Raw genomic sequence first — 20898 nt, 5'->3', positions numbered from 1 at the left:
ACGGACGGGAATCCGCCGCGGCTGATCGTCGTGGTGGCCCTGAGTGATGTCAACCGTGATGTCCGAACGGTGTCACCGGGATGTCTGATCGAGTTCCGGGCCGTCCGGTGATCAAGAAAGGCGGGCGCCAACTCCCCAGGGAATTCGGCACACTGCCCGGCGAGGGACCGGACGAGGGTGACGCCGTGGCGGGTGCTGCTGCCATACGCTCTGGTCTCCCTCCCGGTCGATCGCACCGACTCCGCTGCCGGCACACCGGCCGTGCGTCGCCGCCCACCGTGCGGGCAGGGCAGGTACGTACGATCTCCGAAGCCCGCCCCTCCACTGAGGAGTCCGCCGTGTTCACCACCCGTCCCACACTCCAGGGCACCTTCGGCATGGTGTCCTCGACGCACTGGCTCGCCTCCCAGTCGGCGATGGCCGTCCTGGAGGACGGCGGCAACGCCTTCGACGCCGCGGTCGCCGCCGGCTTCGTCCTGCACGTCGTCGAGCCGCACCTCAACGGGCCCGCGGGCGAGGTGCCGATCATCCTCGCGCCGGCGGGCGGCGAGGTGCGCGTGCTGTGCGGGCAGGGCGTCGCACCGGCCGGGGCGAACATCGCCCACTACAGGGGGCTCGGCCTGGACCTCGTACCCGGTACCGGCCCCCTCGCGGCCGCCGTGCCCGGGGCCTTCGACGCCTGGATGCTGCTCCTGCGCGACCACGGCACGAAGTCCCTCGCCGACGTCCTCAAGTACGCCATCGGATACGCCGAGGACGGGCACGCGCCCGTGGAGCGCGTCGGCGAGACCGTGGAGACGGTGCGCGAACTCTTCGAGACGGAGTGGACCTCGTCGGCCGAGGTGTACCTGCCGGGCGGCAGGGCACCGCGCCCCGGTGAGCTGTTCCGCAACCCCGCCCTGGCCGCGACCTGGCGACGGCTGCTCGCCGAGGTCTCCGGGGGTGCCGGGGCCCGGGGAGTCTCCGCTGTCGCCGGGGAGACGGACCGCGTGGGCCAGATCGAGGCCGCGCGGCAGGTGTGGCGCTCCGGCTTCATCGCCGAGGCCCTGGTCCGCCAGTCCGGGCGGCCCACCACGGACACCAGCGGCGAGCGCCACACCGGCACCCTGACCGCCGCCGACCTCGCCTCCTGGTCCGCGGCCTACGAGGCCCCGGCGACATACGACTGGCGGGGCTGGACCCTGTGCAAGGCGGGCCCCTGGAGCCAGGGTCCGGTGCTGCTCCAGCAGCTCGCCCTGCTGCCGCCGGAGCTGCCCCGCTACGGCTCGGCCGACTACGTGCACCTGCTCATCGAGGGCTGCAAGCTCGCCATGGCCGACCGGGAGGCCTGGTACGGCGACGCCGCGGAGGTGCCTCTCGACGAGCTGCTGTCCGCGCCGTACAACGCCGCCCGGCGCGCGCTCATCGGGGAGAAGGCGTCATACGAGCTGCGGCCCGGCAGCCCGGGAGACCGCACCCCGCGGATGAGCGGGCACGCGCGCGTGGTGGCCTCCGGAGAGCAGGGGTTCGACCCGATGGGCGTGCCGGGAGCCGGTGAGCCCACGGTCGCCAAGAGCCCGCTGTCGCCGGTGCCGGGCGAACCGGACGTCGGGGCGGACGGGGGCACCCGGGGCGACACCTGCCACCTCGACATCGTGGACCGCTGGGGCAACATGGTCGCCGCCACACCGAGCGGGGGCTGGCTGCAGTCCAACCCGGTCGTGCCCGAACTGGGCTTCCCTCTCGGCACCCGGCTCCAGATGGCCTGGCTGGAGGAGGACCTGCCGAACTCCCTGACGCCGGGCCGCCGGCCCCGTACGACCCTCACACCGTCGCTCGCCCTGCGCGACGGCGTGCCCGTGATGGCGTTCGGCACCCCCGGCGGTGATCAGCAGGACCAGTGGCAGACGCACTTCTTCCTGGCCGTGGCCCTGCGCTCCGAGGTGCGCGGCGGCCTCGACCTCCAGGGCGCCATCGACGCCCCGAACTGGCACAACGACAGCTTCCCCGGCTCCTTCTACCCCCGCGGGATGCGCCCCGGCAGCGTCACCGTCGAGTCCCGCACGGACCCGGACGTCATCAAGGAGCTGCGCCACCGCGGCCACGACGTCCTGGTCGGCGAGGCCTGGTCCGAGGGCCGTCTGTGCGCGGTCGCCCGCGACCCGCGTACGGGCGTGCTGTCGGCGGCGGCCAACCCACGGGGGATGCAGGGGTACGCGGTGGGGCGCTGACGGGAGTGGGGCGGCACGGCCCGCGCGTCCGGAACCCCGGGTTTCATGCCGATTCCACCCGGCGTACACCGGCAGGGCAGGGATTGTCAGTGGCCCATGCTGTCATGGAGGCATGATCGAAGAGATCGAAGGATTCCTCGCACAGGGCGTCGCCGACGTCGAAGAGGCGGTCCGCAAGGCCGCCGCCGCAGAGATCATGCCGCGTTTCAGGCAGCTCGCCGAGCACGAGATCGACCAGAAGGCCGGCCCGCACGACCTGGTGACGGACGCCGACCGCAGAGCAGAGAAGTATCTGACCGGCGCACTGACCGCGCTGCTGCCCGGCTCGGTCGTCGTCGGCGAGGAGGCGGTGCACGCCAACCCGGCGACCTACGAGGCGATACGCGGCGGCGCGCCGGTCTGGATCGTCGATCCCGTCGACGGGACACGGCAGTTCGTCCACGGCGACCCGGGTTTCTGCACGCTGGTCGCCCTCGCACTGGACGGCGTCGTGCACGCCTCATGGACGTACGCCGCCGCGCGAGACCAATGCGCCACCGCGGTGCGCGGCCGCGGCGCCCTGCTGGACGGTGTGCCCCTCCGCTCGGGCTCGCCCGACCCCGGCAGCGACCTCCGGGTCGCCACCTCGCATCCGGACTACACGACGGACGAGCAGAAGCGCGCCCTCCTCGGCGTGCGCACCGAGGGTGTGCGGCCGCGTCCCTGCGGATCCGCCGGGCTGGAGTATCTCGCCGTCGCCCGCGGCGAGTTGGACGCCACGGCGTTCTCCTGGGAGAAGGACTGCCTAACGCACTAACCCCTAGGAAGGGGCTGAGCTGCGACTATGTCTCTCCGTGATTGGCTTGACCACTGGCTGTCACAGGCTCCCATGCCGTCCGAGGACGAGTACGAGGACTTGATCCAGCGCCTCAACTCTAGCGAGGCTGACTAGCTAGGGACAGGAAGCAGGCCCGGCCGATGGCCGGGCCTCCCTCGTTTTCGCCCTCGGCGCGAAGCGCCGCGACTCGGCGTTCGTCCCCGCCCTCGGGGACTCCGTGCAGCAGACCGCTTGACTGGACCATGAGCGATCATGCTACGGTCCATCGCAGTTTCAAGAACGTCAGCAAGAGACGACCCCGCGAGGCGGCAACCTCCGGGGTCATGGCACCGAAGAGATAGGTCTTCGAATGCAGGTCAAGCGTACCAAGCATGCGTCTGGCTATGTCCAGATCCCCAACGTCATAGCGAGACACGGCAGCCTCTCTCTTGAGGCCGTGGGTCTGCTGACGCGTCTGCTCTCTCTGCCTGACGGCACCGGGGCGACCGTCGAGAGGATCACCGCGCAGGTCTCAAACGGCCGGCGCTCGGTCTCCAAGGCCATGAACGAACTGATCGAGGCTGGCTACGTCCGCCGTGCCAAGGTGCAGGACCCCGAGACGGGCCGATGGGTCACCATCACCACCGTCACGGATACCCCTGAGACCGCGACCTCTCCGACTGACCGGTTGCCGACGGTCGGTATAGCGACTGGTCGGGCTGTCGGCGGCTCTCCCATAGGGAGAAAGACGGAAGAAGAGAAGAACACCACCCCACCCCCGAGCCCGGCTCAGGAAGCCGCTCCGCTGGTGCCTGAGAGCGCCGAGCAGGGTGGGGAGGGAGAAGCCACATTCCTGAACAAGATCGGCCGCGAGATGGCCCGTGAGGCTCGCCGCATCCTTGAGCGGCTGAGCCTTCACAAGAGCCTGCCCCTCTCCGACCAGGAGATTGCTCGCCTCGCCCCGAAGGTCATGCCGTGGCTGCGTGAGGACTACCGCAGTGACGAGATCCTTCAGTGCCTCACCACCGCTCTCCCCGAGCAGATCGACTCTGTTCCGGGCCTGATCTCTCACCGCCTGAGGAACTTCTCCCCGGTGAGGTCTACCCCTCAGCAGCCCTCGAAGCCCGTCGAGCGGGCCCACTGCGAGGTCTGTGAGGTCATCTTCCCTCTCGGTCACGCGGGCGGCGTCTGCCGCACCTGCAAGGACGAGATGGACCGCGCTGCCGCTCATCTCGCAGCGCTCTAACCAACCCCAAGCACATTCGAGAGGACACTCATGTCTACTGCTGTGCCCTGGTACATCAAGGCCGTGCTCCGCATCGCCCTCCCCGCGGCCTGTCTCGCTGCGCTATACCTCTCCATCCCCGGAGAGGTGGCTCTCGCCAAGACGGCCGGGTGGTCTGAGCACTACGCACCCGCCATGCCGGTCTGTCTCTCGGTCTACGCCCTCGCGGCCGGGGCGATCTCTCAGTACCGCCGCAAAATGAAGCTCCCCGGAGAGAGGACCGCTCTCATCGGTGGCGTGATGGCTCTCCTTCTCGCCATGGGAGCGCAGTCGATCAGTCACTTGATCGAGCAGTCCTACATGGGGACCTCGTGGCGCCTGGTGGTCGCTGTGAGCTGCGTTCCGCCGCTGGTGATCGCTCACCTCATCCACATGGCTGAGACGCCCTCTCAGGTCCGTTCAGCATCCGAGGAGATGGAAGAGCTGCGGGCCGTGGTGCACGCCTTCATGGCCGAGTCCGCTGCTTCTCTCATCGGTCGCTCTCAGTCTCTCGTGAAGCAGTGCGACACCGTGGGGACTGTTGCAGGGGAGCTGGTGAAGGCGGCCGAGCGAGAGAACGGCCGGTGGGAAGAGCTGCTGCACGAGCTTGAGAAGGAGCCTCGCCCGCTCACTCTCACCGAGCGGATCGAGCAGACCCGCAAGTCTCTCGCTGACAAGCACGGTCAGGTGACCGTGGCGAATATCTGCAAGACCCTGGGCATCTCTTCGGCCACCTACTACCGCCACAAGCCCTCTGAGCAGTCGACGGCCGGCATGCTGCCGCTGACTGCCTGACAGGCCGGAAAAGCAGAAGCCCCCCGCAGGTTGAGTGCGGGGGGTTTCTGTGCCCTCGGAACGGCGGGTCCCTGGGGCGAGTCGAGCTTAATTGATTCCTTCAGCCCTCAGGGCCGCTCAGCGATGGTCGTGCTGCTGACTCCGCGGCCTTGTCGGCGGGAGAGGTCCGCCAGGCGGATCGGGGCCCGGCGGCGTTGCTTCTACGTCTACCCTCATGAGGGTGTTCCCTTCATCTGATGGTGGTTGGGAGCCGGACGCCTCGGCCACTTGACCTTTCCCAGGGTGAGGGTGGTCGGGGCGTCATCCCGCGTACTGCGGGTAGTAGGTGAACTTCTCGGTGATCTGCTCGGCGGTGAGGTCCGGCACCGTGAGGTTGCCGGTAACCAACACGTCTTGGTTGGACCAGGACCCCTCAAGCTCCACGAGCCATCCACCAGGCTCCATCTCCCAATCTGCGTCGGAGAGTTTCACGACAACGTCACTGCCGCAGATGAACGCGCGGGACGCCTGCGAGATGATCCACTCGGCCTTTCTGGTCTCCTTGGCTCCATCGTTGTGGCACCTCTCTGCCATCTGCCAGAGCTTGCGCCAACTGACGCCCGGAGTGAGCGGACCGACGTAGGCGACCTGTCGGTCATCTACGAGAGTGCTTGCGTAGCCGAAGACGGGCCCGAACATGGAAAAGACGGTTACCCGCCCCCGGCCCTTGGTTCCTTCGGCAGTTGCCATGAAAACTCCCTATTTGTACTTAGAGTCCCGGACCGTAAGCGCCGGACTCTAGCGGCTGCCACTGACAGCGGCCGGCATCAGCAGCACGGGCCGTCGCCGCAGCACGTCGGCTCGTTGCAGTCGGCCTTGGTCCCCCACAGGGACTCGTCCACTGCGTAGCCGTGGGCGCGGATCTTGGCCACCACGTCCACCATCGTGGCCTTGTCCCTGTAGCGGCTCTTCGGGGCGTGGTGGATGAACCGGCCGTACCGCTCCGTGCAGAACGCGGCGTACTCCTCGGTGTGGAGCATGAACGTGTGCCAGCCGGGGTCAACGACCTGAGAAGGCGACATGCCCTCACCGGTCTTGCCCATGACGTCGATGAACGGCAGGGCCTCGTTCATGATGCGCTCGGCCATCGAGCGCTCGTGCCCGTACTCCTCGGCGCAGAAGTCCACCAGGCGCTCGAACAGCTCGGGCGACACGAGGTCGCGGCCCTGCCGCAGAGCGACCGGCCTTTCAGGTGCCACAGTCATTGGAAGTCCTTCCTTCCGTCGATCTGATGTGCACTTGCTGACCCGCCCCGGTAGGGCGGGAGTCCAGTCAGCCCCCGTACCAGCGCTCTCCCTCGCCGAAAGAACGCTCGTGAAGGTGCTGCGAGACCTGCTCTTGCTTCTCCTTCGGCGTCTTCGCTCCCGCCTCCTCGGAGTCTCGGTCTCGTCGCTCCTTAGCGGCCTTCACCGTCTTCTTGCTGTTGGTACTCACTCGGGGCTGGTCCTTCAGTAGAGGGCTCGTTGCAACCCACCCCCGACCCTGACCTGTGACGTCCAAGGGCCGGGGGCGGGGCCCTGAGCCCCGCCCGCCCACCACGGGGGAGGCAGACGGACGGGGAGTTAACTGGCGGGACGTGCGTCCCACTGCTGGGTGTAGAACCGGATGTAGTCCCTTACGACGTCGCAGCACGGCTCACAGAAGAAGGCCGGCGCGGTCTGGCCGTCGTGTTCAACCGGGCCTATCCACACCACCGTCGTGGTGTTCCCGCACCTCAGGCACCAGCCGGGGACCAACGGCCGGCGTGTCACGACTTCTTGTTCGTCATCTCGTAGGCCGACAACAGGGCCTTGGCGAACACCAAAGTGTCGTGCATGAAGTGAAACGCCTCGAAGGCTGGCGTGCGTGCGGTCGGCCGGTCCATGGGGGCCAAGTGCCGGTCTACGATGCGTAGGAGTCTCAGCCTGTCCGGATTCTCATCCTCGCCGAGAGGCTGGCCGCGAAGCAGGTTGATGTGCCCGATCAGCTCGCCAGTCCTGGCATCGATGTCCTCACGCGTCGACGTGCTGATGTCCATGTGCCAAGCCAGGTCGATGGTCGCGGAGATCGTCTCTACGTCGATGGGCAAGCTGTCGACGCTGGCCTCGTCACGTTCCTCCGTCACGCTTGCCACCACGCTTCTCCCCTCGGTGCCATTGGGTTCGAGGACGACCGTAGGACGGCCGGCTCCCAACCTCCAAGAAGATTGCGCGAGTTTGCAGCACGTAGATTGACGGCCTCGAACTGCCTCGCGAACATCGAGGTGTCGCGCAATCCGGCGCAAGGCACGAGACAGGAGAACGGCCATGAAGCTACGGTTCCTTGGTAAGAACTCCGCTGGTGGAGACTGCCCCACGCTCTACGCCACTGACCGAGACACTTACCTCGTACAGGGGTGGAGGGTCTTGGCGAACGACCTGCTCATGCAACTCGACGTGCCCGAGGGACACACCGTCGTGGAGGTACCGACCGAACTGTTCGAACACCTGGAGAACGACGGGCTTCCGGCGGGGGAGTTCAGGCGCCTGGACGACCCGATCATGATCCTTACGCCTTCGGGTACGTACGTCGTGCAGGGCGCGGAGGTGACCGACGCCGGGGCCCTGGCAGCGATGTCGATCCCGGACTACGAAACCGTGGTCGAGGTCCCGAAGACCGCGATCACTGCCCTACTGGAGGAATCGAGTGGAGCTGATCTCTCCCGCTCAACGCAACCAGCTCTTTGACAGCTACGAACGCGATGCGTTTCACCTGGAACTGAGGGACAACTACGCCGTTCCTGGTGAAGCGTCGCCGTTCGCGAGCTGGCAGCAGGGAGAGCCCGAAGACCTCACGTGGCACGAGCCCTGGCTTGGGCTCGTACGACGGGCGACATCCAACGGGCGGACCATCCGCCGAGTGCGCGTCGTCACGGAGCCTCTGAGTCCCTACATCCAGTGGGAATACTCCGTCACGCCTCAGAACCAGGGAGCTGGGGAGGACATTCGTTGGCTCCCACGGCACCTGTTGCCCAAGGGGATTGTCTTCCCTGCGGACGGGAACGACTGGTGGCTGTTTGACGACCGGCTCTTGGCCGTGGGGCACTTCGATGACCAGTGTCGGGTCCTCGGCTCGGAACTGATCGAGGCGCCGGCCGTCCTGGCAGACTGCATCAGCGTCAGAGACACACTCTGGGACATCGCCATCCCTCACACCGAGTACAAGCCCTGACACACCCGTGAGTACGCAAGCAGAAGAAGCGCTCCAAGCGCTTGGTGCCCGGCTGCGAGGCTTCCGCAAGGACGCCGGATTCGGCAGCGGCCGGGCATTCGCGCGTGCCACCTCGTGGCAGGAATCGAAAGTCTCCCGGATCGAGAACGGGAAGCAACGCCCCAGCGAGGACGACATCAGGGTGTGGTGTGCTGCCACTGGGCAGGGTGACTCACTCGGCGACTTGATCGCGATCGTCCGCCATGTCGATGAGCTGTGGCTGGAGTGGAAGAGGCAGCTCCAGGACGGAGCTGAGAAACGGCAGAGCAAGGCCCTACCGGTCTACGCCAAAACCAAGGTTTTTCGCATCTGGCACCCCACGCTGATATGGGGAACGCTCCAGACGGCGGAGTACGCCGCGGAGACCTTCAAACAAGTCGTCAGCTACTACGAAATTCCGAACGATGCCGAGGCCGCGACGGCTAAGCGGCTTGAGCGGCAACAGTACCTCTACCAAGGCGACCGCATATTCAACGTGCTGCTAGGGGAACAGGCCCTCTACACCAACTTCGGTGGCCCGAACGTCATGCGAGGACAGCTAGACCGGCTCCTGGCGGTCACGAGGCTCCCGCGCCTCAGCCTGGGCGTGGTCCCAAGGTCGGCGCCGGCCTACATCTGGCCTGGTAACAGCTTCTCCATGTTTGATGACCGGCTTGTCCTTGTTGAGACGTACTCCGCGGAGCTTTCCGTGTCACAACCCCGAGAGATCGAACTGTATGCCAAGGCTTTCGCACTCCTGAGGCGCTCAGCGGTCTACGGGCCCGCCGTACGAGACCTAATTCTTGGTGCGATTCAGTACTATGACCAAATGCCCAACGATTAGGAGGTATGGAACTTGACTTCACAGCCGAATTGGCGAACTAGTACCTACACAGGAACCGAGACGTGTGTGGAAGTCGCCGATAATGATCCCTCTCAGGTCCTGGTACGAGACACTAAGAACCGGGAATTCGGTCACCTGACCCTCAATCCGGCTTCTTGGAGCCGCTTCATCGAGACTACGAAGCGAATTCAGCCATAAGAGACACCTACGGCTGGCCCCCTCCTTGGGGAGGGGGCTAGCCAAGTTGCGAGGGCGGTTGGTGGGGCATAAACCCAACCGCCTACATTATAGACGTCGGTGTCATTTCACGCGTTTCGGGACGGAAACCCCTCAAAGTGTGGCTCAGCTCACTCTCTGGGGGGTTCTTTCTTTCCTTCCAGACGGCCCTACGAGGGGGCGACGGAGGGCAGGCCGGCGCCTGCGAGGCCGCTAAAGGGGCTGGAATGGGGTTCGGAGAGGAAAGAAATGCTCCTGGGGGCAATTGTTTAAACCCGTACACGCACGAAGGACAGCACCCCCGGTGGGTCCTTTCTTATTGAAATAAGGTATTACCCCACCTTTGCATTCAGTTGACGAAAGAATGAATTGAATTTCTCGGTAACGGGGCGATAACGCATGCATCACGCTCGAATTAATTCAATCACTTAGGCAGTCTAACTATGTGCTTCGACTGCCTAACCTTTCGCCTACCTAACGTGTCCTATTTTGCACAGGTATGTATGCATAATCTTGTGACCCACATCACAGGGAATATGGGACATTCGGGGACATAAATTCGGGCAATAGTGATGAATTGCAGCACCTCGATTACTTGAAAATGCGATGCGGTGATATTCTTTGGGTGTCGGAAAGGGAAAGGCAAGAACTCCCCGAACGGCCCACCCGCTAAGCGGGGTAAGGGTCCGGGTTGAGTGCCTGACTAGACCGATAGCGATACGACTAGGGCCGTCAAGGCTCTAATAGGTGTGCCCAAAAATGGGTGCACTACCTACATGCAGTGATGGGAGTAAGGCAGTGAACACAGCACGCGGGCCATAGGCCCTTATCTGGCGACGCGGTCCTAGGGCCGTGGACTCTAGATGCCCCCGAAGCACACCGCGCCCGTGAAGGGCAGCGGGCAGGATGGCTACACCCCATAGCCGGAGACTATCCACCTCCGTATGGCGCGCGTCGGCAGATGCGCGGGGTCCAGGCGCCTGCCCGTGGTGTGGGAGAAGAGAAATAGGGGTGTCCGTAGCAAGTAGGCACGCGCGAGGGAACGGCGGTTCCCAAGGCCCGGGAGGCCCGCGCGGGATGAAGCTGAACCCTGCGGACGAAGATCCATCTAATCCACGGTTCCGAAGATTGCAGATAGCACACCCCGGCGTAGTCGCCCCGGGGTAACTAGTCATGCCCGCGCACTTTGGCAGGTGCGCGGGCGACGCGCCTGACACGCTGGCCGTTGTGGTCAGTGGGTCGGGTGCGTGACTGCGTTTCATCTTGATTGATTAATTCCTTATTGATGATTGCTTGAACGTGTGGGAGGTACTGCTATGGGTGCTAGAAGGAACGCCGCTAAGCGCGCTGCTAAGCGTGCTGCTGCCGAAGAACTCCGCATTGCCTCTGACATTCACCGCACGATCCTGGCCACGGACAGAAGGCGTCAAGTGGCCAATCTGCGCGTGCCCGGTGCCTACTACGGCGCCCCTACGCCCGATGAAGTGGAGAAGCGCCAGCTCGCCTACGTCAATGGCAAGGGGGCGGCTGTCGAGATCACGCCTGAGAATGCGGCCAAAGTGTCCCGCTACGCGACCGCACGCCCGGCCAAGAGGCACACTGCACGTCTCTCTGAGGACAGCTCTCCGAGCGTCATCGCGGCCGTGCCCACGGGTGAGGAGTCTCGGCGCATCCGTGACGCCAAGGCCCGTGACGTGTTCGTGCGCAACACCATGACCCCGCCTCGCCAGCCCAAGCCCGCCAGCGGGCCCAAGGTTCGCTCGTGGGCCATCGGCGCATAGCTCTGTGCAAAAACTTGAAACTGCGATACAACTTGAAAGTGCGAAGGAGTCTGATCGTGAACCGTACCCGCCGCGCCATCGGCGCTGCCTGCCTTGCCGTCGTGGCCCTGCTGGGCTGCTCCGTCCACACGTCCGAGTCGGCGTCCAAGCCCACGCCCAAGCGCACGTCCGTCGTGTCCGACTTCAACGACGGGTTCGCCACGAGCAAGCAAGACGACTGCCAACAGGGGTTCAAGCCTGCCTGCAAGTGGCTGTCCGAGAACCGCTGACGCTCTCCGGGTCCCGTCGTGGCCACGCTGTGGCCATAGGTGGAATCCGGTAAGCGTCCATGCAATGCCGGTGGAATGAAAGGGCCGTAATGGCTCAGACGATTGACGCGGTGGCGATCCGCCGCCACCTGTCCCAGAAGACCATTCAGGAACTCTGCGACGACTACGAGCACTTGGTGAGCCAGCGCCACCGTATGGCGTGGGCCGAGGACGCGGTTTCCTCGGAGCTGGCTGACCGTGACGCGAAGTCGTGGCTGCTCTGGACCTTCGACGCAACCGTGTTCGGCCACCCCCGGCCGCATCGGTACTTCGGCCTGGTCTAGCAGCTAACTCCCGCACATGAATGAAAGGCCCGAACAAGTGAAGGTGTTCGGGCCTTTCGTGTTCTCGCGAAAGGCTCACTCATGGAACTGTCGTACTCCGAAATGTCCTGGCACCAGCAGCAGGCTTTCAAGCGGGCTGCTGCTGCGGCCATCAGCGGCCGGGACGTGCCGCACGGCCACCGCTCCTGTGACTGCTGCGGGTCGTTGGAAACCGGCCCGCTGGACGACGAGCCGTTCAAGTGCGACGGCTGCGACAACGACAACTGCAACCCGGCCACCACTGAGCACTGCTTCACCGGCAACTGCGGTGGCTCCGGTTGCTCCTACAGCGGCGAATGCCACCTGCGTTGGGACTGGGAGCCCGAGTTCACGTACAAGCCCGAGGACCGGCCCGGCCTGAAAGTCGAGATCACCACCGTGGGCGGTGGCACGGTCGGCAGGGCGTACGACAACAACACGTGGCAGTACCGCGTGAGCCAGGACGACGAGCCGTTCTACGCGGGCGGTGACCTGTGGTCGGGCGGCATCCCCAAGACGCACGAGGACATCGCGCGGGACCTGGTGGGCTTCCTTGAGTCCTCCCACGTGATCCCCGAGCTGGTGTGAGCGGAGGACACATGTACGTCGCCCACATCGGCCCGGCCTGGCATCGGCGCTTCAGTAACTACACGGAAGCGGTCGAATACGCCGCCTCGTACGGGCTCCCGTCCGTGTTCGTGGAGCTGAACCTCTACAAGCACAAGTACCAGCGCTGAGCACGCCTGGATTGGGTGAGGCACCTCGGCCGGCGCCGAGGTGCAGCTCCCTGTCTGTGTGTCCTCACAGGCCCGTAATTCCTCGGAGAGAACTCATGCCCAAGCATCGGCGTTTCCGCGGATTCCGTCCGCTCCACACCATCACCTCGTCCAAGTCGCTCGCGCGTAAGGCGGAGAGCTGGACCGTCCCCGGTGACAAGAAGGCAATCAAGCTGATCCACCGAATCCTGAAGGGACTCTGACCATGGCGCCGCGAACTGCCACCCGAAGCCGCAGGAAGCCCAAGGAAACCATCGTCATCAAGGGGCAGGGCGACTTGCTCACCGAATGGCGAGAGTCCGGGCTGATCACTGATTCCCAGCTCGCCACCTTCACTCGTGAACACCCCTACCCCGCGAAGAAGGGTTTCTGATCCATGCTCGACCTTCACGACAACCCGATCATTCCGCGTCGCGATGGCTTGGTGGTCGAACGCGAATACCGAGGCCACGGAATCTATTGGGTGACCGTCTACGGCCCGAACACCACGGCCACGCTGAAGCGTGGGACGTACGTGGTGGCGGCCGAGGCCCGAAAGTGGGCCGGTGAGTTGGGCATGTCGGCCGGTGGCTGGTTGTCCGGGGGTGGCGGCTGGAACGGGACGCGCGGCGGCGGAAACCACGCGCACGTCAGCAAGTGCTACGTCTTCACGGAGGCCGGTAAGTGAGTTCCCGCAAGAAGTACGTGGTCCGAATCGAAGAGACGGTTGTCCACGAAATCCCTGTCCGTGCGAAGGATGAGGAGCAGGCCGACCGTAAGGCCGCTGAGATCTTCGCGAACGAAGGCGGAGAGCCCTACTACTTCTCCTCCGACTGGTACATCACGCTCACGCGAAAGGTGAAGGTAAGCAAGTAATGGGATTCCAGATTGCATGGAGCGAGAGCACGCCCGGCGAGAAGCACGTCAGTTTCTCCGGACACAAGACCGCGTGCGGTCTGTCCGTCATCGAGGCCGAGCCCGTGTACGACTCCAAGCCCGAGGACGTGACGTGCTGGCTCTGCGGAGGCGCCCTCACGTTCGACGTGACGGCCGCGCAGAAGAAGGCCGTGGAGTTCGTCAGGGCGTACCCCGGAGCGCAGAAGTGGAGCAACGAGGGCGTGTACGAGTTCGCCCACGGGGTGGCTGACCGCGTGGCCGGCGTCGCCTGGCACGTGAAGAAGGAACATAGGTCCTGGAACACGAACCACGTGTTCAGCGAGTTCATGGCGTATGGCGGCTACATGACGGACGACAGCCCGACTGCCCGAATGATCGGCCTTACGGCTCAGGCCGTGCTGGAAGTCCTCACGGAGTCCAACGAGTAGTCGAGCGCGTTTGTCGAGAGGCCCGGACAGGTTGAGTGTCCGGGCCTTTTCCATGGGTGCTCCCCCAACTCCTCTGACTCCGAGAGAGGTTCACCATGCGCAAAAAGCGCCATACCCCGAAGTTCCTCGCGGCCATCAAGAAGGGTGCACAGATCCGCGAGCGAATTAGCTACCAGCCCGCGACGTACCGGCCCCGTTCGGCCGGTGACCCCTGCCCCTGGGTGATCTATGACGAGGGCCTGGAGCAAGAGTTCCGCCCCTTCGGCCGTGACCTGATGATCGTCTGGCCTGACGGCCGTTGGACGGATTCGCAGGGCGTCACCGTCCCGAAGCGATTCGAGTACGCACCCGCCGCCTGAAAGGAATCAGCATGTCCCGCAAGTTCCCCAAGAAGGTCAAGCGCAGGCTGGAGGCCGCGGAGGCTGATCGTGCGCTTCTGCGAAAGCTCATCAAGGCACATGGGCAGTGGGAGAGGGATCGGGTGGAGTGTTTCCGAGAAAACCTCCCCTCGTACGACCCCGTAGACGGAGACCAGCCCTGCACTGACAAGGAGATGGGCGATTACGACGAGATAGACGCGGATTTCGCGTTCGACGCCCAAGACACGTGGGCCAACTTTGCGGCCGAGGCCCGCACTCTTCTGGAAATGGTGAGCAAGTAATGACCACGTACAAGGTGTGTTTGCACGGGCACGCTTCGGTCTGGGTGACCGTCGAGGCGGAATCGTCACGGGAAGCGAACCGAAAGGCCGTCGAGGCGGCCCCGAGCGTGAAGCACGTGCATAGCTGGACCCCCGTTATGACGTGCGACATGGACCGAGAGGGAAAGTAATGATCAACGAGAAGACGCACAACATTCCCGACGTGGAGAACATCCCGGTGGAGGTTCACCGGACGGGACTCGGCTGGTTCCCGGACGAGCCGGCCGCCACCGTGACGCCCACCAGGACCATGCACGCCCCGTACGTTCGGAGCAAGATCAAGCGGTTCTTGGCGGCCGGTTACTCGGTCACGGGCGGCTTCAGTGGCACGGAGTACGTGAGTGCCGCGCTCCACCTGTCCCGCAACCTGCCGGACGGCTTCGAGCCATGGACGTTCACCGATGTGGAACTCAACATGCTCCACAGGGTCCTGAGGTGGTGCATGGTCCACGACACGGAGCTTCCCGAAAACCTGGCCATGCGCGAAGCCATATTCACCGCCCACCGGATCAGACACGCCCGCTGACCTAATCCAGCGACTTTGACGAGAGGCCCGGACGGTAGCAGTGTCCGGGCCTTTTCCATGGCCGCTAGAGAAAGGAGACGGCGGTGTACCTCACCAATCAGTGGTACGTGGAGGCGGCGGCTGACGCCGTGATTCGCGGAAGTAAGAGCACGGTATTCCTGGACATCCTTACTTCCAGGCTGCACGCCCACATGTCGTATTCGTCTGCCCGTGCATTGGCTGAAGACAAGGTGGAACAGTGCTTGAAGTCGATGAAGAGATAGACCTCGAAGACATGGCCGCCTGGGTCCTCAGGCAGACGTGGCTTGGGATGACCGAGGACAGCGAGTTTTGGCAGCGGCGGGAGTTCTTCCCTCAGCTCATCGAGATGTACCGAAAGGAACGTCCGAAGGAGCTGGAGCGCGAAAGGCGCGAGGCCGAACGACGCGCTCAGCAGGCGGAAATGGACCGTAGGCGCCGAGCGTCCGCCCAAGCGGCAGCACACCAAGCCTGGCTCATGAAGGACATGCGCAAGTGGGGTCCTGAGAACGGCTATTTCGTCGGCACGCGGGGCCGTATCCCGCGAAAAGTGATCGAGGCATACAAGGAGGCAAAGGGCCTGTGAAGCACACGCATATGGCCGTGGGGATGATCCCGAGGGATCTCGCGAACCTGTGTGTGGTCGTGGAGTGGACGCCGGCCGATGACCGGTACGCCGTGACCCTGGTCAATCACGAGGGCCAGGCCCTCGAAGGCCACGACTACGACCGCAAGGCGGACGAGCCGATCGGCTACGACCCCGAGAAGTCCGAGCTGGACATGTTCGTGTACCGGGCCTTGGACCTGGACCTCTCTTTCCCAGCCCGCTTCGCGCGGGGCCTTGCAGGCTTCGCCTACTTCGAGTGGTGGAGCCCTGCCGTGATGAGCCGCAAGGACCGAGCGAAGTTCGGAGCTGACAAGTGAGCCTCATGAAGCGGTTCGGAATGGACCTTGACGAGCTGGCCGAGAAGGCGGCCGGCGCCGCCCGGCTGGAGGACTGGGACGAGCAGTTCGGCGCCCTGACGGTCGTGTTCCAGGAGTGCGGGGAGCGAGCGAACGCCTACTTCGACCCGCGTTTCGCGGCGCGTCAGTTCGTCCGCGAGTGCGTGAAGGAATTCCAGGCCGAGCGTGCCGACATGAAGGGTGAACTGATCAATGCCTAAGCCGACTCAGCAGGACACCTACGACCACATATTCGGTTCCTCCTTCGACATTTACAACTGGTGGGGGCCGGTCCGCCCCGAGTGGGACCAGCGGAAGGAAGCGCCGCACGGCTGGAGCGTCCTGGTCCCTTACGAGGACGGTGACACGGGTGAGTGGAAGAAGGCCCTGATCACCCATTCCGTGATCCTCGGGGCCATGCGGAGGCTTGCCAAGGGTGACGTCAAGTATGCGTCCGATTCCGTTGCGCGAGAGTGCCGGGCCTTCCTGAAGGACCCGGAGGACGCGGACTTTGACGCGAACACGGCCGACGAGGTTATGCAGATAGCCACGCTCGGTGAACTCGTCTACTGCTGAAAGGAAGAAGAAATGTTGATCCGAGGCGAGTACGAGCTTGCTAACCAGCCGCAGATCATCAAGCGAGATCTTCAGTTCGAGGAGATCTCCAAGCACCTGGGCGGATTCGCTCACGCCTACCGGGTCACGGAGAGCCAGGCGGAGGAGCGGAAGCGTAGGGGGATCTACTACCACTACCAGATCTTTTTTCCCGGCAGCTACGGAACCAACTGGACAGCGTTCCGGACGCGCGAGGACATGAACAAGTGGCTCGACGCGTACGGCATGTCACTGGACGTGGACCCTCAGCCTGGTGATCAGTTCCGCGTCCTTTTTCCGGCCTCGGTCAGTGAGATGAAGGATCTCATTGACGACGGGCGAGAGTACGCCTGGCGCTAAGTGATGGTCCCTGGTGAGGCCCGGACAGGTTGAGTGTCCGGGCCTTCGCCACGGGCTCTCACTGAGTTCGAAGGTATGTCCGGAATGTGTCACTATGATTCAAGGGTCAACCAGGGGGTTAGCCATGGCTCGCAAGGTCGTAGAAACGATCACGTGCGACGGATGCAAGAAGAAGGGACTGGACGACGTTCCGGCAACGATCGGATTGAAGATCGCGAACGACGAATACGACCTCTGTGAAGAGCACGGAGGTCGTTTCCGCGAGATGTTCGCTCAGCTGCTGGGTGACGTTGAGGCCGTGGCGCAGAGCGCCTGAGAGTAGGGGAGGAAATAAACATGGCTGACTTCGAGCAGATGGCACACGGCATCCTGGGCGAGGCCGTGAAGGGCATCATGCCGACCAGTGAGGCAGACCCCATCGGGGTGTGGGCGACGAGCCTGTCACTGTTCTCGTCTGCGATCTCCCACGTGGTCCGGACGGACGACAAGAGACCGGTGGTGGTGTGGACCGTGCTTGCCGGCCGGTCGTCCCTCGGTCGTAAGGGATCGGCTCTCACCACGTCCCTGGCTCTCATGAACAAGTCCATCGGCGGCTACATCTACGGCCGCAGGCGCAAGGGTGTGGCCAACGGCCCGGCCCTGCTGGACATGCTGAGCCAGATGGAACAGGAGAACACCACGCCGGACGGTTCCTCGGACGGTCGGTGTGTCCTGATCGAAGACGAGTGGGCGTCCCTGCTCAAGGACCAGAAGAAGTGCTCCAAGTTCTCGGGCTACTTCCGTATGGCCTGGGACGGTGAAGCGATCACCAACCGTACGAAGAAGGAAGGGCTTCAGAGCGTCGCTCAGCCCCTTCTCGGGTTCACGGCCCACATCACGCCCGGCGAGTGGGCGAAGTACATCTCCAGTTCTGACGCACTGGGCGGCACGTACAACCGACTCCTTCCGGTCAGGGTGGAGAAGTCGAAGAACCTCCCGCGTAAGGCTCCGAAGAACGTTGTCCCGGAGGCTGAGGCCCTGGCGCTGCGCGAGGCATACGAGTGGGCCTGTGAGACGAAGCGCGTCCTTTCCTTCTCGGACGATGCGGCGGACCGTTACGACGAGATCCGAGCCATGGCGGAAGATCGGTTGGCCGCCCTGCCTGAGCTGGTGGCCTCGTACATGGAGCGCACTCCGGAGCAGGTTCAGCGAGTGGCCGCGGTGCTGGCTGCCCTGGACATGACCGAAGAAATCACGGTTGAGCACGTCGACAAGGCTTGGGCGTTCGTGGAGCACTCCATGAACAGCGTTGAGCGCCTGGTCCGCGAGGCTGCCGATGGAGTGGGCCCGAGGCCGCTGAAGACGCCTGAGGAACTGATCCGTGAGGTTGTCGAGAAGAACGGTGGCGAGACCAATTCGTCCACGCTGCTGCGTGCCCTCTCGGGTCGAGGTCTGAACGCTGATCTCATCCGGGAGACGGCCGAAGGCATGGATGACATGCAGGTCGAGAAGGTGAAGACCGGGAAGCGCGGAGCCCCGAGCATCGTCTACCGCCTGATCGAGCCCCCGAAGCCCACGTTGACGATCATCCGAGGCGAGCGGCAGGGCCCTGCCCCCGCTCCTGCTCCTGAGCCGCAGCCGGCACCGAAGCCGACCCTCCTCGCGGCCTTTGCAAGCCTTCTGTAAGGACCCATGAGTAAGTACGAAAAGGCGTTGTTCGTTCGCCCCTCCAAGCGAGAGGAAATGATCTCTCGCCAGCCCTCCCATGCTCAAGCGTGGGAGGTTGTTGAGGAGTGGGCGGAGAAGATCGTAGAGCTTGGAATTACTGACCGGTTCGGCGTAAAGGCGTCCCCTCTCCCGCGCGGGTTCTGGGGCGTTTACCTGGTCGACCGGTCCATACCTGAAGACGACGGACGCAAGATCAAGGGGAAGCAGAAGTGACCAAGACGAAGACTCTCCGCGTGCCCGCCCAGCTCCGGAAGCACGTCACGAGGACGGTGAAGCCGAAGACGCAGGGAGAGCGGGAACTCGTAGCGGCCTGCGAGGCCGGCGCGAGGGAGCTGGAGCGCCAGGGACGGAACAACATGAACAGCATCGACCTGGAGCTGACGAACGAGGCCCTGGGCGTGGTCCTCAAGCTGGCCCGTGGCTGGCTGGACAGCGACAACGGGAACAACGTCATGGCGGCCAAGTCGATGCTCAAGTTCGAACTGGAGTACGAGCCCGACGACCCTCGGGAGATCCGGCACCTGGTCAAGCTGCCGAAGAGCCTTGCTGGCGAGATCAAGGCCCCCTACACGCTCGAATTCAAGAAGGACAAGACCATCCCCGCTGATGTGAAGGCGGACATGAAGGGGATGAGCTGGACGAGTACCGGCGCGTCCGGTCGGGTCCGGAACGAGGCCCTGGGCTGGTTCCTGGAGAAGGCGCGCTACTGGACTCGGATTCACCCGACTCCGAGTGTGCAGCGTGCCGCTAAGAAGTTCGTGACCACGTACGCCGAGCCCTACGAGCAGACGGAACGCCTGATCAACGGGTACCTCGGGACCGGTGAGGACGAGGGCCAGGCCCCCGAGCCCGAGAAGGCTGATCCGACCTTCGAGACCTTCAAGGAGCTGATCCACGGGCGAGGCCCGGAACTGGAAGAGGAAGAGCCCGCGGCCATCGAGCCCGAGCGGAAGCGCCTGGTGGTCATCGCTTGCGGCGGTAAGAAGTCGGACCGTCCGGGCAAGATCCCCGCAGATGAGCGCTACACCGGAAACTATTTCCGGGCCTGCCTCATGGCCGCAGAGGTCATGGACGGCCCGACGATGATCCTGAGTGCGAAGTACGGACTCCTCCCTCTCACTGAGGAGATCGAGAACTACGACGTGAAATGGGGCGGCAAGGGCAGTATCCGGCTCGGTGCTGTGAGGGAACAGGTCGAGGCGCTGGGCCTGGAGGACGCGAAGGTGACCGTCCTCGGCGGAGAGCGGTACGTGACAGCGGCCCGGCAGCTCTGGCCGGACGCGGAAGCGCCCCTGAAGGGCGGCATCGGGCAGCAACTCAAGCAGCTCGCGGAGATGTACGAGGGTGAGGCCCTGGACGACGACGAGCCCGAGACGCTGGCCCGGCAGTGGCAGAAGCTCCGCATGAGCGAACTCGTGTCCTGGGGAGACGAGCGGCGGTTCTTCTACTTCGGAGGACTGGCGAAGCAGGACGTGAACGAGAACGGTCCTCTGGTCGGTGTGAAGTGGTCGGAGTCCAACGGTGGCATGAACTACCTGAAGGACCCGGAGACGGGCACCGTGGTGGACTCGGTGCACAGCATGTCCAACGTGTGGGCCGTCCGGGCGGAGGCCCCTGAGGGCTTTGTCGAGTACGAGGACAGGGGGAAGCCTGCGGATGAGCTGTACTGGCCCGAGGAGTACAGCCGAGGGGAGTTCCGCAACATCCCCAATCTCCCCAGTCGGGGGCGCAGCCACGAACCGGTGATCTGGTACGGCGGCAAGGCCGGGGTCAACATCCTCAAGCCGAAGGGGTGGCAGAAGGTCAGGGTTACCTACATCGGAGAGGGCAAGTACGACCTGAGCGACTTCAAGACGCGGGAGTCGGTCAAGACATGCACGCTGCCCAATCAGGTGTTCTGGGCCAGGGTCAACGAGGACCAGGACCAGGAGCCCGCGGCGGTCGAGGAGACCGCCCCGCCGAAGGGCGGATACGAGGTGCCGGCCAACTTCCTGGAACTGGCCGAAGAGGGCAACACTGACGCGGCTAAGCGGTACTGGAAGCGCCGTTGCGAGGAGTACCGGAGGACCGGCAAGTGACCAGACCTTCGGAGATGCCCAAGCATCCGACCCCGAGGCCCGTACAGGGCAGATACACCAGAGTCACGAGCAAGTGGAACCGTCTCGGCAACGATCAGAGCTGGGACGAGCAGAGCAAGTAAATCGAACGG

At 64.2% G+C, this 20898-nt stretch carries 33 protein-coding genes and 1 pseudogene; 30 read left to right on the top strand and 4 right to left on the bottom strand.

Annotation, left to right across the window (positions count from 1 at the left end; all coding sequences use genetic code 11):
* Window positions 1–338: 338 nt before the first annotated feature.
* The 4 genes and pseudogenes from ACFVYF_RS19040 (at window position 339) to ACFVYF_RS19025 (ending at window position 5065) form a co-directional block, all read left to right on the top strand.
* On the top strand, window positions 339–2210 hold the full coding sequence (locus ACFVYF_RS19040) for a gamma-glutamyltransferase family protein (protein ID WP_389456679.1): 1872 nt from the start codon (window positions 339–341) through the stop codon (window positions 2208–2210).
* A 112-nt stretch (window positions 2211–2322) separates the two neighbouring features.
* Window positions 2323–2985 (top strand): annotated as a pseudogene (locus tag ACFVYF_RS19035) (inositol monophosphatase family protein); the annotation flags it as partial.
* Between the two features lie 391 nt (window positions 2986–3376).
* Entirely contained in the window at window positions 3377–4252 is an 876-nt protein-coding gene (locus tag ACFVYF_RS19030; protein WP_389456678.1) for a hypothetical protein, read from the top strand.
* Window positions 4253–4282: 30 nt separating this feature from the next.
* Window positions 4283–5065 carry a hypothetical protein gene (locus ACFVYF_RS19025; RefSeq protein WP_389456676.1) on the top strand — a complete coding sequence of 261 codons (783 nt, stop codon included), beginning with the start codon at window positions 4283–4285 and terminating at the stop codon, window positions 5063–5065.
* Between the two features lie 300 nt (window positions 5066–5365).
* Here the strand turns inward: ACFVYF_RS19025 and ACFVYF_RS19020 are convergent, their stop codons facing one another.
* The 4 genes from ACFVYF_RS19020 to ACFVYF_RS19005 form a co-directional block, all read right to left on the bottom strand.
* Complete coding sequence (locus tag ACFVYF_RS19020) at window positions 5366–5794, bottom strand: hypothetical protein (protein ID WP_389456675.1); 429 nt, start codon at window positions 5792–5794, stop codon at window positions 5366–5368.
* Between the two features lie 77 nt (window positions 5795–5871).
* Window positions 5872–6309 carry a glycine-rich domain-containing protein gene (locus tag ACFVYF_RS19015; protein ID WP_389456673.1) on the bottom strand — a complete coding sequence of 146 codons (438 nt, stop codon included), beginning with the start codon at window positions 6307–6309 and terminating at the stop codon, window positions 5872–5874.
* Window positions 6310–6376: 67 nt separating this feature from the next.
* Window positions 6377–6538, bottom strand: a complete 162-nt coding sequence (locus ACFVYF_RS19010; RefSeq protein WP_389456671.1) for a hypothetical protein — start codon at window positions 6536–6538, stop codon at window positions 6377–6379.
* Between the two features lie 313 nt (window positions 6539–6851).
* Window positions 6852–7208: a hypothetical protein gene (locus tag ACFVYF_RS19005; RefSeq protein WP_389456670.1), complete on the bottom strand. Its 357-nt coding sequence runs from the start codon at window positions 7206–7208 to the stop codon at window positions 6852–6854.
* Window positions 7209–7389: 181 nt separating this feature from the next.
* On the opposite strand from ACFVYF_RS19005, the gene ACFVYF_RS19000 reads away from it, so the two are divergent.
* The 26 genes from ACFVYF_RS19000 to ACFVYF_RS18875 all read left to right on the top strand — a co-directional run bounded on the left by ACFVYF_RS19000 (window position 7390) and on the right by ACFVYF_RS18875 (window position 20767).
* Window positions 7390–7809: a hypothetical protein gene (locus tag ACFVYF_RS19000; RefSeq protein ID WP_389456668.1), complete on the top strand. Its 420-nt coding sequence runs from the start codon at window positions 7390–7392 to the stop codon at window positions 7807–7809.
* Window positions 7769–8293, top strand: a complete 525-nt coding sequence (locus tag ACFVYF_RS18995; protein ID WP_389456666.1) for a DUF6879 family protein — start codon at window positions 7769–7771, stop codon at window positions 8291–8293. The genes ACFVYF_RS19000 and ACFVYF_RS18995 overlap by 41 nt, the downstream gene beginning before the upstream one ends.
* A 7-nt stretch (window positions 8294–8300) precedes the next feature.
* Window positions 8301–9155 carry a helix-turn-helix domain-containing protein gene (locus ACFVYF_RS18990; protein WP_389456665.1) on the top strand — a complete coding sequence of 285 codons (855 nt, stop codon included), beginning with the start codon at window positions 8301–8303 and terminating at the stop codon, window positions 9153–9155.
* A gap of 66 nt (window positions 9156–9221) precedes the next feature.
* On the top strand, window positions 9222–9353 hold the full coding sequence (locus tag ACFVYF_RS18985; RefSeq protein WP_389456663.1) for a DUF397 domain-containing protein: 132 nt from the start codon (window positions 9222–9224) through the stop codon (window positions 9351–9353).
* A gap of 1448 nt (window positions 9354–10801) precedes the next feature.
* The gene (locus tag ACFVYF_RS18980) at window positions 10802–11152 is read left to right on the top strand and encodes a hypothetical protein (protein ID WP_389456661.1); all 351 of its coding nucleotides are present in this window, start codon (window positions 10802–10804) and stop codon (window positions 11150–11152) included.
* Between the two features lie 56 nt (window positions 11153–11208).
* The gene (locus ACFVYF_RS18975; protein ID WP_389456659.1) at window positions 11209–11421 is read left to right on the top strand and encodes a hypothetical protein; all 213 of its coding nucleotides are present in this window, start codon (window positions 11209–11211) and stop codon (window positions 11419–11421) included.
* A gap of 89 nt (window positions 11422–11510) precedes the next feature.
* Complete coding sequence (locus ACFVYF_RS18970) at window positions 11511–11744, top strand: hypothetical protein (RefSeq protein WP_389456657.1); 234 nt, start codon at window positions 11511–11513, stop codon at window positions 11742–11744.
* Window positions 11745–11825: 81 nt separating this feature from the next.
* On the top strand, window positions 11826–12350 hold the full coding sequence (locus ACFVYF_RS18965; protein WP_389456655.1) for a hypothetical protein: 525 nt from the start codon (window positions 11826–11828) through the stop codon (window positions 12348–12350).
* 11 nt (window positions 12351–12361) lie between these two features.
* Window positions 12362–12499, top strand: a complete 138-nt coding sequence (locus ACFVYF_RS18960) for a hypothetical protein (protein ID WP_389456653.1) — start codon at window positions 12362–12364, stop codon at window positions 12497–12499.
* Window positions 12500–12594: 95 nt separating this feature from the next.
* Window positions 12595–12741: a hypothetical protein gene (locus ACFVYF_RS18955; protein ID WP_389456651.1), complete on the top strand. Its 147-nt coding sequence runs from the start codon at window positions 12595–12597 to the stop codon at window positions 12739–12741.
* Between the two features lie 2 nt (window positions 12742–12743).
* Complete coding sequence (locus ACFVYF_RS18950; RefSeq protein WP_389456649.1) at window positions 12744–12911, top strand: hypothetical protein; 168 nt, start codon at window positions 12744–12746, stop codon at window positions 12909–12911.
* 3 nt (window positions 12912–12914) lie between these two features.
* On the top strand, window positions 12915–13205 hold the full coding sequence (locus tag ACFVYF_RS18945; RefSeq protein WP_389456647.1) for a hypothetical protein: 291 nt from the start codon (window positions 12915–12917) through the stop codon (window positions 13203–13205).
* Complete coding sequence (locus ACFVYF_RS18940; RefSeq protein WP_389456645.1) at window positions 13202–13393, top strand: hypothetical protein; 192 nt, start codon at window positions 13202–13204, stop codon at window positions 13391–13393. The genes ACFVYF_RS18945 and ACFVYF_RS18940 overlap by 4 nt, the downstream gene beginning before the upstream one ends.
* Window positions 13393–13842 carry a hypothetical protein gene (locus ACFVYF_RS18935; protein ID WP_389456644.1) on the top strand — a complete coding sequence of 150 codons (450 nt, stop codon included), beginning with the start codon at window positions 13393–13395 and terminating at the stop codon, window positions 13840–13842. Before ACFVYF_RS18940 ends, ACFVYF_RS18935 begins: the two co-directional genes overlap by 1 nt.
* 95 nt (window positions 13843–13937) lie before the next feature.
* Window positions 13938–14201 (top strand): hypothetical protein, encoded by a 264-nt coding sequence (locus ACFVYF_RS18930; protein ID WP_389456642.1) that lies wholly within the window; start codon window positions 13938–13940, stop codon window positions 14199–14201.
* Between the two features lie 11 nt (window positions 14202–14212).
* Window positions 14213–14503 (top strand): hypothetical protein, encoded by a 291-nt coding sequence (locus ACFVYF_RS18925; RefSeq protein WP_389456640.1) that lies wholly within the window; start codon window positions 14213–14215, stop codon window positions 14501–14503.
* Between the two features lie 169 nt (window positions 14504–14672).
* On the top strand, window positions 14673–15068 hold the full coding sequence (locus ACFVYF_RS18920) for a hypothetical protein (RefSeq protein ID WP_389456638.1): 396 nt from the start codon (window positions 14673–14675) through the stop codon (window positions 15066–15068).
* Between the two features lie 238 nt (window positions 15069–15306).
* Entirely contained in the window at window positions 15307–15672 is a 366-nt protein-coding gene (locus tag ACFVYF_RS18915) for a histone-like nucleoid-structuring protein Lsr2 (RefSeq protein WP_389456636.1), read from the top strand.
* Entirely contained in the window at window positions 15669–16010 is a 342-nt protein-coding gene (locus tag ACFVYF_RS18910) for a hypothetical protein (RefSeq protein WP_389456634.1), read from the top strand. The genes ACFVYF_RS18915 and ACFVYF_RS18910 overlap by 4 nt, the downstream gene beginning before the upstream one ends.
* Window positions 16011–16015: 5 nt before the next feature.
* Window positions 16016–16249 carry a hypothetical protein gene (locus tag ACFVYF_RS18905; RefSeq protein ID WP_389456633.1) on the top strand — a complete coding sequence of 78 codons (234 nt, stop codon included), beginning with the start codon at window positions 16016–16018 and terminating at the stop codon, window positions 16247–16249.
* Window positions 16242–16604, top strand: a complete 363-nt coding sequence (locus ACFVYF_RS18900; RefSeq protein ID WP_389456631.1) for a hypothetical protein — start codon at window positions 16242–16244, stop codon at window positions 16602–16604. The genes ACFVYF_RS18905 and ACFVYF_RS18900 overlap by 8 nt, the downstream gene beginning before the upstream one ends.
* A 12-nt stretch (window positions 16605–16616) precedes the next feature.
* Window positions 16617–16982 (top strand): hypothetical protein, encoded by a 366-nt coding sequence (locus ACFVYF_RS18895; protein WP_389456629.1) that lies wholly within the window; start codon window positions 16617–16619, stop codon window positions 16980–16982.
* A 124-nt stretch (window positions 16983–17106) separates the two neighbouring features.
* The gene (locus ACFVYF_RS18890) at window positions 17107–17298 is read left to right on the top strand and encodes a hypothetical protein (RefSeq protein WP_389456627.1); all 192 of its coding nucleotides are present in this window, start codon (window positions 17107–17109) and stop codon (window positions 17296–17298) included.
* 20 nt (window positions 17299–17318) lie between these two features.
* Complete coding sequence (locus ACFVYF_RS18885) at window positions 17319–18647, top strand: DUF3987 domain-containing protein (protein WP_389456625.1); 1329 nt, start codon at window positions 17319–17321, stop codon at window positions 18645–18647.
* Between the two features lie 6 nt (window positions 18648–18653).
* A complete protein-coding gene (locus tag ACFVYF_RS18880; protein WP_389456623.1) occupies window positions 18654–18902 on the top strand; it encodes a hypothetical protein in 249 nt (82 codons plus the stop codon).
* Window positions 18899–20767 (top strand): DUF6884 domain-containing protein, encoded by a 1869-nt coding sequence (locus ACFVYF_RS18875; RefSeq protein ID WP_389456621.1) that lies wholly within the window; start codon window positions 18899–18901, stop codon window positions 20765–20767. The genes ACFVYF_RS18880 and ACFVYF_RS18875 overlap by 4 nt, the downstream gene beginning before the upstream one ends.
* Window positions 20768–20898 lie beyond the last annotated feature (131 nt).

Source organism: Streptomyces sp. NPDC058274 (assembly GCF_042881375.1).
GTDB lineage: Bacteria > Actinomycetota > Actinomycetes > Streptomycetales > Streptomycetaceae > Streptomyces.
Note: the sequence above shows the minus strand (reverse complement) of the source record. Positions and strands in the feature narration are given on the sequence as shown.

Excerpts from the sequence above, each read along its gene's own strand:
- ACFVYF_RS19030 (WP_389456678.1), top strand. The coding sequence starts at position 3,377 with ATGCAGGTCAAGCGTACCAAGCATGCGTCTGGCTATGTCCAGATCCCC.
- ACFVYF_RS19025 (WP_389456676.1), top strand. The coding sequence starts at position 4,283 with ATGTCTACTGCTGTGCCCTGGTACATCAAGGCCGTGCTCCGCATCGCC.
- ACFVYF_RS19020 (WP_389456675.1), bottom strand. The coding sequence starts at position 5,794 with ATGGCAACTGCCGAAGGAACCAAGGGCCGGGGGCGGGTAACCGTCTTT.
- ACFVYF_RS19015 (WP_389456673.1), bottom strand. The coding sequence starts at position 6,309 with ATGACTGTGGCACCTGAAAGGCCGGTCGCTCTGCGGCAGGGCCGCGAC.
- ACFVYF_RS19000 (WP_389456668.1), top strand. The coding sequence starts at position 7,390 with ATGAAGCTACGGTTCCTTGGTAAGAACTCCGCTGGTGGAGACTGCCCC.
- ACFVYF_RS18970 (WP_389456657.1), top strand. The coding sequence starts at position 11,511 with ATGGCTCAGACGATTGACGCGGTGGCGATCCGCCGCCACCTGTCCCAG.
- ACFVYF_RS18965 (WP_389456655.1), top strand. The coding sequence starts at position 11,826 with ATGGAACTGTCGTACTCCGAAATGTCCTGGCACCAGCAGCAGGCTTTC.
- ACFVYF_RS18960 (WP_389456653.1), top strand. The coding sequence starts at position 12,362 with ATGTACGTCGCCCACATCGGCCCGGCCTGGCATCGGCGCTTCAGTAAC.
- ACFVYF_RS18955 (WP_389456651.1), top strand. The coding sequence starts at position 12,595 with ATGCCCAAGCATCGGCGTTTCCGCGGATTCCGTCCGCTCCACACCATC.
- ACFVYF_RS18950 (WP_389456649.1), top strand. The coding sequence starts at position 12,744 with ATGGCGCCGCGAACTGCCACCCGAAGCCGCAGGAAGCCCAAGGAAACC.
- ACFVYF_RS18945 (WP_389456647.1), top strand. The coding sequence starts at position 12,915 with ATGCTCGACCTTCACGACAACCCGATCATTCCGCGTCGCGATGGCTTG.
- ACFVYF_RS18935 (WP_389456644.1), top strand. The coding sequence starts at position 13,393 with ATGGGATTCCAGATTGCATGGAGCGAGAGCACGCCCGGCGAGAAGCAC.
- ACFVYF_RS18930 (WP_389456642.1), top strand. The coding sequence starts at position 13,938 with ATGCGCAAAAAGCGCCATACCCCGAAGTTCCTCGCGGCCATCAAGAAG.
- ACFVYF_RS18925 (WP_389456640.1), top strand. The coding sequence starts at position 14,213 with ATGTCCCGCAAGTTCCCCAAGAAGGTCAAGCGCAGGCTGGAGGCCGCG.
- ACFVYF_RS18920 (WP_389456638.1), top strand. The coding sequence starts at position 14,673 with ATGATCAACGAGAAGACGCACAACATTCCCGACGTGGAGAACATCCCG.
- ACFVYF_RS18905 (WP_389456633.1), top strand. The coding sequence starts at position 16,016 with ATGAAGCGGTTCGGAATGGACCTTGACGAGCTGGCCGAGAAGGCGGCC.
- ACFVYF_RS18900 (WP_389456631.1), top strand. The coding sequence starts at position 16,242 with ATGCCTAAGCCGACTCAGCAGGACACCTACGACCACATATTCGGTTCC.
- ACFVYF_RS18895 (WP_389456629.1), top strand. The coding sequence starts at position 16,617 with ATGTTGATCCGAGGCGAGTACGAGCTTGCTAACCAGCCGCAGATCATC.
- ACFVYF_RS18890 (WP_389456627.1), top strand. The coding sequence starts at position 17,107 with ATGGCTCGCAAGGTCGTAGAAACGATCACGTGCGACGGATGCAAGAAG.
- ACFVYF_RS18885 (WP_389456625.1), top strand. The coding sequence starts at position 17,319 with ATGGCTGACTTCGAGCAGATGGCACACGGCATCCTGGGCGAGGCCGTG.
- ACFVYF_RS18880 (WP_389456623.1), top strand. The coding sequence starts at position 18,654 with ATGAGTAAGTACGAAAAGGCGTTGTTCGTTCGCCCCTCCAAGCGAGAG.